The organism is Bradyrhizobium valentinum (genome assembly GCF_001440405.1).
In the GTDB taxonomy this organism is placed as follows: domain Bacteria; phylum Pseudomonadota; class Alphaproteobacteria; order Rhizobiales; family Xanthobacteraceae; genus Bradyrhizobium; species Bradyrhizobium valentinum.
Map to the genome: position 1 here is coordinate 1 of NZ_LLXX01000152.1, position 6,430 is coordinate 6,430.

Sequence of the window (6,430 nt, forward strand, 5' to 3'; positions counted from 1 at the left end):
CCGTCCGGTTCACCCTGACGGCAGGTGACGGCGCTCTTTCACGAAGTCGATGCCGGACTCGCCAAACCGTTGCCATGCAAGTTAGTGCTGACCACGGGATAGCCGTACGACCGGAGGACTCGTGATATGCTGCCGGAGCCTGGTTTGGGCGGCAGCCTACAAAGGCACTTTTAGGCGGGAAAAGCACCTAATCCATTTACCCACTTTTCTAAGCCATTGAAATCGCAGCAAATGCGACCGCCGTCCGAGCGCACCATAAATGATTGATTCGAAAAGAATTTCGGCATCATCAATACCCCACATTGTTACCCGCGGCAACGTTAGGCCAATCTTCCATGCTTGCCCTCCTGGCGGAGCGTTTGCAGTCGTGGTCGTCGTAGCCTTCTTTGAACCGAAGCCCCGCCAAGAAAAACTGCTGTTTGCGCAGTGGGCCTTGGCGTAGCCGAGAGTGGAAATCGGCGGGCTCGCACTCTTGTCGGCAAGCGCGACGGATCCCAGCGCTATCGTCTTCCAGGCGATTCGCGAAATTGAGGTCGTGCTGCCTGCCAGCAACAGCCCCCGTACTCCGCAAAGAATGGCTTGCGATTTGTCCGTGATGGAATGGAGCGGGAGATCTCGAAAAGCGAAGTGCAATCAGCGTGTCACCGAGTGCCGTTCCGTTGATGAGCTCTCTTGAGCGAACGATCTGCGGCTTCGTGCGGCGTTTGCGGCTGCAGAGTGCCGTAGTTGCAGTTGCATTCCCGATCGATTGAAACGGGCCGTTACTTCACGCTGAAGATGAGAGGAGACGAGGGTGCCAAGCCGCCGCCTGAGCGGAGCACTATGGCATGACGACTTCAAACTTGACCGTAGCCAACAAGGCGCTGGTCCTGGCGGGGATCAAGGGTGTCTTCATCGACCGCGGACTATCATCAACACAGTCCACAAGTCCCGAATGGCCCGGCTTCATGGTCGTGAAATCCTCATTGCCCTATCCCTTCCGCCCTTTGATGAACTTCGCGAGCACGTCATGACCGACGCTCACGGTATGTTGCGAGGCAAGGTATTCGCCGCCTGCGACGTCATCGGCAAACTCGCGAAATGCCTTGATTCGCTCGATCTGCAATCGATCGAATTCGGCCGCGAAGTTCCGGTAGGTTTTTGAAAGGCGCGGATAGTGGCCCTTGTGCAGGCCGAGCACATCGGCCGCGAACAAGTACTGACCGTCGCATCCTGCTCCAGAGCCCATTGATATCAGAAGGAGCGAACTCCGTTTTGAAATTTCGGCAGCTATGTCCGCAGGCACGACCTCGATCTCGGCGATGACCGCACCGGCCTTCTCCAGCTCTTTGACGTGCTGCATGTTGTGCGGACTCGACCGTCTTGCCAACGGCCTTGAATCCGCCGGTCCACGTCGCCTTCGCAGGCACCAATCCAACATGCCCGCAGACGGGGATTCCTTCCTCGGCGAGACGGCTGACGATCTTGATGCTAGCGGCGCAATAGACTGCGTCGGCGTCTGCCCGGCGCGCCTCGAATGCGGCACGGAGATATTCCTTTGGAGTCGCATAGAGGCCGTAGCTGAGGCTGGTCACGCAGAAAATGCCGGGAGCTACGTCGCGAACTCCGGATGCTTCAGCAGTTGCGGGGCGACCGAGATCATATCGATCCCGGCCTGTTCGGCCGCGGAAGCTTCCTCGATCGATTCGATCCGGAGCATCGAGAGCTGACGCGTTCGCTTCAGAGCCCGCAGATCAGCGATTGTCATCCTCTTGCTGCTCATGCCTGTCACCGCAACAGGGATTTCAACGAGATGGCGCTGTCGGAGAGATCGGTCCGTGTTGGCCGCATCCGGCGACGGATCATTGCCTCCGCGATCCTGATGTCCTTTGCGACTGCAGAGCCGGCGCCGATCCCGCTTACTGCGAGAAGTGTCCCATCGTCTCCAAGATGAAAGACGATGAACTGGTTGCGGCCGATGCGTCGTTCCACGGTGCACCCGGCCGGGTCGGGGAGGCCGACGACCTGCAGGCCGAGATCATATTGATCCGACCAGAACCATGGAACTGACTCGAAAGGTTCTGAGCGACCCAGCATAGCCTCGGCTCGGTGCCGATCAGCGTGACGGGGCCCTGATAGCCATTATTGCGCAAGCCGAGCGCCGCGCGGCAACCGGCTTCTCCCGCTCCGACAATAACCATTCCGCGCAGCGACATGCTAGCCGATCGCCGCCTGAACGCGATCGCCGCTCAATCGGACGGGGTAGATTGCCAGATTTTTGCAGACCGATCCGCCTACAGCCTGACCTGTCCGATAGTTGAAGCGTCCATTGTGCTTCGGGCATTCGATGATATCGTTCATGACCAGTCCATCGGCAAGCGCCACCTGCTCGTGGGTGCACAATCCGTCGGTCGCAAAGAATTCACCGCTGGGGCTGTGATAGATTGCGTAGACTCTTCCCTGATAGTCGAAGCGAATGACGTCTTCCTCATCGACGTCGCTCACGTTACAGACGTCCACCCAGTTGCGATTCGTCATGCGCAATTTCCTTCCAGCACGCGTTCTTATTGAACCGGCATGACAACGAGGTCGTGAAGATCGCTGCGATAGGGCTTGGCGGTCCGCGGAAGTATACGTTTCACATGATAGCGGGGATCTTTCACCTGCCTGAGGACGGCGGGAATGATTTCACGATAAGCGGCCCACAGGCCGTGATACGGCGCCGGCGTGTCGTGTTTCATCATGTCGTGGAGCTTGGGAAGCGCGCAATAGGGCACCATGGGAAACATATGGTGTTCCACGTGATAATTCATGTTCCAGTACACAAAACGAAACACGGGGTTCATCATCACGGTCCGCGAGTTGAGGCGGTGATCGAGCACGTCTTCCGCCAATCCCGCATGTTGGGTCAAATCGAAAAGACGCGCCAGCCATGCGCCATACATTGTCGGCAGCATGCCGATCAGCAGCACAGGTATCCAGCTTTGAAGCAGCAACGACAATGCGACGGAGGACAGATGGATGGCGAGCCAGACGCGTGCGGCGCTGAACACTTTCGGCCGCACGCTGTCAGGTATGAAATCGTCCTCGTCAGCCGTCAGACGGCCGAGGGAGTGACGACACATGGAAGCGATCGCCTTGCACACGTGCTCCGCCGCAATGAAGCTCAGCAGGAGAAGCGGAATATTTGGCGGCCGCTTAACTGCGATCTCCGGGTCTCGCCCGACGATCAGAGTGTCGGTGTGATGCCGCGCGTGACTCCAGCGCGTGACTTCCGGCTCGCGCATGATCATGAAGCTGGCGACCTGGAAGACAATATTGTTCATCCAGAAGGTCTTGAAGGCGGTTCCATGCCCGCACTCATGCCAGCGTGAGTCCGAGGCCGATCCATAAAGGACGCCGTAGATGGCAAACAACGGCGTGGCTATCATCCCATCCCAGAAGGCGACGCCGCCTGCCGCGCACGTGAGCATGAGGCCCCACCAAATCGCGGTGTCCCGCAATGCGGGCCCGTCGTGCCGCTTCATGATCGCTTTCATTTCCTTGCGGTCCAGCGACGTGTGATACCATTCCGCTGCGGCCAGACCGGCCTGTTCCGCAGCCCTGGAGCTGGCTCCGGCAAGGCTGTAGTCGCGGCCCTGTACTGCCGGCATGGCGTTGTCTCCTCATCTGTTTTCCCGACAAGGATAGAGTGCGCCTTGCAGCGAGCAAGGCCCTCTGATAGTTTCTATCAACGCTCTCATATTTTGATAGAAGGATATCAAAGCGTGAGCAAGGCGGCGGAACGAGTCACCTTGGTCGACATCGCGAAGGCGGCAGGCGTGAGCGTCGCCACCGTGGACCGGGTGTTGAATGGACGAGCGGCCGTCAGCAGCAAGCGCGTGGAGCTCGTCTACGACGCGGCGCGGGCCCTGAACTATCACGGACTGCCGACCCTGCGTTCGCGGGTCCCGATCAAACAGCCGATCGTCAAAATTGGAGTCGCTTTGCGACGAAGGCACCACGCCTTCTATATGGCGATGGAGTCCGCGCTGCGCGCGGCGGCGACGAGGTGCGCGGATGCCGAGGTTGATCTCAAGATTGTCTACCAGTCCAACAACTCTCCGCTGGAAGCGGCGTCCCTTGTAAAGAAGCTTTCGGAAAGCTGCCACGCCATTGCCCTCATGGCTCCGGATCACAGCTCCGTGTCCGAAGCTGTGAAGATCGCGCGCGAAAGGAATGTCTTCACGTTCTCGCTGCTGTCCGACTTCGCTATCGACGCGCGCCAGGCCTATTTGGGGGTCGACAACAGAAAGGCGGGCCGCACCGCTGCGTGGGGAGCTTCGCACACCGCGCAGCGACCGGGTGCGCTGGCTATCGTCGTGGGCAATTACGGCTACCTCGCGCAGGAGATGCGCGAGGCGGGCTTCAGGAGTTACATACGCGAGCGCCAGCCTGAATTCACGGTTGTCGACACCCTGGTTGCTGCAGAGTCGGAGGATGATGTCCGTCACAGCGTTGAACGCCTCCTCGGCAAGCACCCGGATGTCGTCGGAATCTACGTGGCCTCGGGAGGCGTGGAGGGCGCTCTTGAAGCGCTAAGGCGGAAGGACAAAGCGGGCAAAGTTGCACTGATTTGCAACGAGTTGACGCCGGTATCTCGGGAAGCGGTAGCCGAACGCGCCGCTACGATGATTATCGCAACCCCTGTGGAGCAATTGGCCGAGCAATTCATCACGGAGGCCGTTCACGCCGTCAACGGCAGGGGAGAGGAATTGTCCAAACCCGGGCCGATGCCCTTTGAACTGTATGTGTCCGAGAATATCTAGACGCCTGCGGCGTGCCGGAGCGGATCGGTACTGAGGAACTGCGATTTTCATGCTGCAAAGACTTTCGTGCGGCGAAAGACCTTTGTGCGTCGTCGGGTACTTGGCAAAGTTATCGACGGCGGTCGGCTTCGCCAGGCGCCCTTAGTGCTGCAAAATTTCTCACAAGAACTTCCTTGTGCGCTCGTGCTTTGGATTTCCGAAAAACTCTGCCGGCATTGCTTCCTCAACGATCGAGCCGCCGGCCATGAAGATCACGCGATCGGCGACCTGCCGCGCAAAGCCCATCTCGTGGGTGACGCAGATCATCGTCATGCCGTCGTTTGCGAGAGCCACCATCGTGTCAAGAACCTCCTTGACCATCTCCGGATCGAGAGCCGAGGTTGGCTCGTCGAAACAGCATCACCCGCGGGTCCATGCAGAGCGCACGAGCAATGGCAACGCGCTGCTGCTGCCCGCCGGAAAGCTGCCCGTCGTAGATTAGGATACTAAGGCGCGCAGATCGGACAATCCGCCGGGATGCATGTCGCCAAAAGAACCACAACCGAAGTTTGGTTAGGGGCGTTCACACCTGCCGTCGCTGGGTACATCCGGCACTTAGGTCCATCTGAGCAAGAGACTTGATCGATGCCCGTCGCATGCTAGCACGAGGAGTGTCTATATCCGTTCATCCAAATGAGTGACCTTGGCTGCAAACTGGTAGCCGCCATTACGGACAGTCTTGAATATCTGAGCTGTGCCGCCGGCTGCAAGTTTGCGTCGTAGGCGGCTGACCAGCACATCAATCGAGCGGTCCAGGACGTCTTCATCGCGCCCTCGTGTCAGATCCAGCAATTGGTCTCGTGAGAGAACGCGGCCGGGACGAGTGAGAAAGATCAGAAGCAGATCAAACTCGGCGCCCGTGAGTTCGATATTGCCACCGCCCGGATCGACCACCGAACGGGCAAACGGATCGGCAACGAAGCCTTCAAAAAGATAGCGACCCCTCCCGTCCTAGGTGCACGGAGTTGATGCCGCCGGCCAGGTGTTGGTCCGCCGGCAGTTGAAGCGCCGCCATGTCCTTGCGTTCTTCCAGAAGGTGCCACCATGTCTGGTTGGGATTGAGGCGTGCGCTTCGTCGCACCATTGGTCGCGCGAACTCCAGGCATTCGGCCATACCGTGCGATTGATGCCGCCAGCCTATGTAAAGCCCTACGTCAAGCGTCAGAAGAACGATGCAACGGACGCAGAGGCGATTTGCGAGGCGGTCACCAGCATATTGGGAAAATGAACCCCGATTTGTCTGCGCCATTGACCCACGAAGAATTCGTCTCGTTGCGGGACTTCGCTAAGGGTTTGATGCTCCACACAATCCCAGCCGAACACAAAGACCGATTGATCCAACTAGGGTACATACAGGAATTGTCGGGCGGACGTCGACTAACGAACGCTGGCAGGCTGAGGATTGCGGAAGGCAAATGACCGACCACCCCAAACGCCCTAGCGTCTTGTTCATACGGGTTTCTCCGTTTCACGTCATCGCCGCTCGACAGCTAATGGCCACGTTGTCGCTTGCGCAAGTGAGGATGCCTCGCGTGTGCGGATCCATCGCCAGAAGCCGAAGGCACTCGGCCTCAAGTTCGGCTGCGGATTTACGCGGCATCTCC

General features: G+C 58.8%; 4 protein-coding genes and 4 pseudogenes. 2 read left to right on the forward strand and 6 right to left on the reverse strand.

Annotation, left to right across the window (positions count from 1 at the left end; all coding sequences use genetic code 11):
- Positions 1–970 precede the first annotated feature (970 nt).
- The 4 genes and pseudogenes from CP49_RS26900 to CP49_RS26915 all read right to left on the reverse strand — a co-directional run bounded on the left by CP49_RS26900 (position 971) and on the right by CP49_RS26915 (position 3,632).
- Positions 971–1,762 (reverse strand): annotated as a pseudogene (locus CP49_RS26900) (3-methyl-2-oxobutanoate hydroxymethyltransferase).
- Positions 1,763–1,767: 5 nt separating this feature from the next.
- The gene (locus CP49_RS26905; protein WP_057853185.1) at positions 1,768–2,076 is read right to left on the reverse strand and encodes an oxidoreductase C-terminal domain-containing protein; all 309 of its coding nucleotides are present in this window, start codon (positions 2,074–2,076) and stop codon (positions 1,768–1,770) included.
- A 120-nt stretch (positions 2,077–2,196) separates the two neighbouring features.
- Entirely contained in the window at positions 2,197–2,517 is a 321-nt protein-coding gene (locus tag CP49_RS26910; protein ID WP_057853186.1) for a MocE family 2Fe-2S type ferredoxin, read from the reverse strand.
- Positions 2,518–2,543: 26 nt separating this feature from the next.
- Positions 2,544–3,632: a fatty acid desaturase family protein gene (locus CP49_RS26915; protein ID WP_057853187.1), complete on the reverse strand. Its 1,089-nt coding sequence runs from the start codon at positions 3,630–3,632 to the stop codon at positions 2,544–2,546.
- Positions 3,633–3,746: 114 nt separating this feature from the next.
- On the opposite strand from CP49_RS26915, the gene CP49_RS45200 reads away from it, so the two are divergent.
- On the forward strand, positions 3,747–4,787 hold the full coding sequence (locus tag CP49_RS45200) for a LacI family DNA-binding transcriptional regulator (protein ID WP_057853188.1): 1,041 nt from the start codon (positions 3,747–3,749) through the stop codon (positions 4,785–4,787).
- Positions 4,788–4,946: 159 nt separating this feature from the next.
- Here the strand turns inward: CP49_RS45200 and CP49_RS26925 are convergent.
- Positions 4,947–5,262: pseudogene (locus CP49_RS26925) on the reverse strand (amino acid ABC transporter ATP-binding protein); the annotation flags it as partial.
- A 179-nt stretch (positions 5,263–5,441) separates the two neighbouring features.
- A pseudogene (locus CP49_RS26930) lies at positions 5,442–5,765 on the reverse strand (winged helix-turn-helix domain-containing protein); the annotation flags it as partial.
- A gap of 16 nt (positions 5,766–5,781) precedes the next feature.
- On the opposite strand from CP49_RS26930, the pseudogene CP49_RS47900 reads away from it, so the two are divergent.
- A pseudogene (locus CP49_RS47900) lies at positions 5,782–6,036 on the forward strand (IS110 family transposase); the annotation flags it as partial.
- Positions 6,037–6,430: the final 394 nt, after the last annotated feature.